At 59.4% G+C, this 2,217-nt stretch carries 1 protein-coding gene; it reads right to left on the bottom strand.

Annotated elements, in window-relative coordinates; all coding sequences use genetic code 11:
• Positions 1-85: 85 nt before the first annotated feature.
• Positions 86-1,879: a divalent metal cation transporter gene (locus RSSM_RS21630; RefSeq protein WP_008683972.1), complete on the bottom strand. Its 1,794-nt coding sequence runs from the start codon at positions 1,877-1,879 to the stop codon at positions 86-88.
• Between the last annotated feature and the right edge of the window lie 338 nt (positions 1,880-2,217).

The raw sequence follows: 2,217 nt of genomic DNA, 5'->3' as shown, positions 1-2,217 counted from the left end.
ATCGATGCTTGGGTTTTCCGGCACCCAAAGTTGTCCCAGACCGTTGGGCTGGGCTAGGTAAATTGCTGGGTCGTTGGCCTGGGGGTTAGGTTTGGTGGGTGGGGTGTTTGGCTTTCCAGATGAAGCCGGCGATGACTGCTAGGGAGTAGACGGTGAGGAGGGTCATTACGGTTGGGAACGCGGCGGGTTGGTTGGCGTCGTGGGCTTTGTCGTAGATGGAGGTTGCGGCGGCGGCGATTGCGCCTAGGACGGCGGCGCCCATTGCGATGTTCCATCCCCATCGGCGGCCTCCGGTGGGCATTTCGTTGCCTAGGATTCGCCGGCTGTTCATCATCAGGAAGAAGGTGACGTAGGCGATCGGGAGCAGCATGACGGCGAAGGTGCTGGCGAAGATCGCGAGCCAGAATCTTGTGTCTGGGTCGGTCCACAACGCCACCCAGCTGGCGCCGGAGAAGCCGGCGACGAGGACGCCGGCGATGAAGGGGCCGTTCGCGTCGGGCATGGCGAGCATTTCGCGGAAGACGTATCCGTTGATCAGCATCAGGATGATGATCGTGGAGAAGCCCATTCCGAACACGCCGAGTCCGAAGACGAGTTTGGCGTTCTTTTCACCGAGCAACGGTGCGAGGGTTTGTGAGAGTTGGAATGCGTCGCGTTTGACGAGTGCGGCTGCGGCGCGTTTTTCTTCGACGGGGAGTGCTGCGATCATCTGCAGTTTCTCTTGCTCGGACGTTTCCGCGGCTTCGTCGCCGAGGGTTGTGTCGACGCGTGCCAGAAGATCTTTCTTGACCTTTGCGAACGTTGGCGATTCCTGCATGACGGCGAGATCATTGGAGGCGAGTTGTTCGTCGATTTTGTTGTGGAAGGATGCGGATGCGGCGACGACCACGCAGCCGGTAACCAAGACGAACGGGATCGCCATGCCGGTGGATAGGTCGAAGCGTGCGAGGCCTCGGAAGGGTTTGTCCCATCCGCGTGCGAGCATCGAATACGGCAACAGGAACGTCATGTTGATCCCGACGGCGGTGGCGGCGGCGGCGATCATCACGGAGCGTTGGCTCGCGACGAGTTTTTGGGTCCAGAAGGCGCTGGCCTCGGGGGCCATTTTGCTGACTTCGCCGCCGAGTTCGCCCGCCGGTGAGCTCCATTGGCTGAAGTCGGGGATCATTCCCGCGATGATTGCTCCGATACTGAATTCCCCTTTGGAGAAGAGCAGGATCGCGACGCCGACGAAGCAGAGGACGATCATGCCGATGAGGGCCTTCAGGAAGGCGTCGAAGATTTTGGCCGCCTTGCCTTGTTTGACGTTGAGCAGAACCACGAAGCTGGCCGCGACGAGCAAGAAAATGGTGGTTGCCCACTTTGCGGTGGTTCCGTCGCCGAGTCCCTCGCTGCCTCCGAGGTTGAATAGGTTTTTATCCAACGCGTCGTAGCAAAGACTGAACTGGGGCATGCAGAAAATCATGTTGGCCATCGCGGTTGCGATCAGCCAGCCCCATCCGAGTGCAGGGTTGATTTCGCTGTTGATGGCTTCGAAGGGGCGGCGTCCGGTGGACAGGGTGACGTAGCTGATGGCGGACAGCATGATGACGCCGAATACGATCGCGACGAGTTGCAGCCACAGCATGCTGGTTCCGCCGAGCACGCCGAGGAACAACGATCCGGCAAGCGAACCTCCGCCGAGCGTGATGGCGCTTTGCAGCCAACCGGGGCCGGAGAGTTTGACGTACGCGCGGAGGGTTTTGCCTTCGGCTTGGGCGCGTTGGAGCAATTCCCGATCCGAGCGAACTTTGTCGCTGACGGCGGGGGCTCCGGGACGCAGCGGGTTGTCGGTTGAGGATGGATCGTTTGCGGGCGTGGGGTTGGTGTCGGTCGCCATGTGCGGTTCAGAGGTGGGCGTTGGGAAGAGGGTTGAGGGTTGTTGTGGTGGTTCTGGGAGGAGGATGTTTTTTTGGGGAGGGAAGTTTAACAACTTCCACTACGTTTGGTTTGGAGTGGGGAGTGGGGGAGGATGTTGGTTAGTGAAATTTTTGTTTACCAGCTCGCTGCGCGACGGGCTGTTGATTTATTCGTTCAACGGGCAGCCGTAGGCGATCAACTTGCCACTGCACGTCCGGTTAAACGAAAACAGGTTGATTCTTGATTAGATCGACAAACCGGCGAGCGAGTGGTTGTGTGTGGTCTCTTGCTGGCGCAGCGGGCTGGTATTCTTTCGCT

It is taken from the genome of Aporhodopirellula sallentina SM41, from assembly GCF_000346505.1.
GTDB lineage: Bacteria > Planctomycetota > Planctomycetia > Pirellulales > Pirellulaceae > Rhodopirellula > Rhodopirellula sallentina.
Note: the sequence above shows the minus strand (reverse complement) of the source record. Positions and strands in the feature narration are given on the sequence as shown.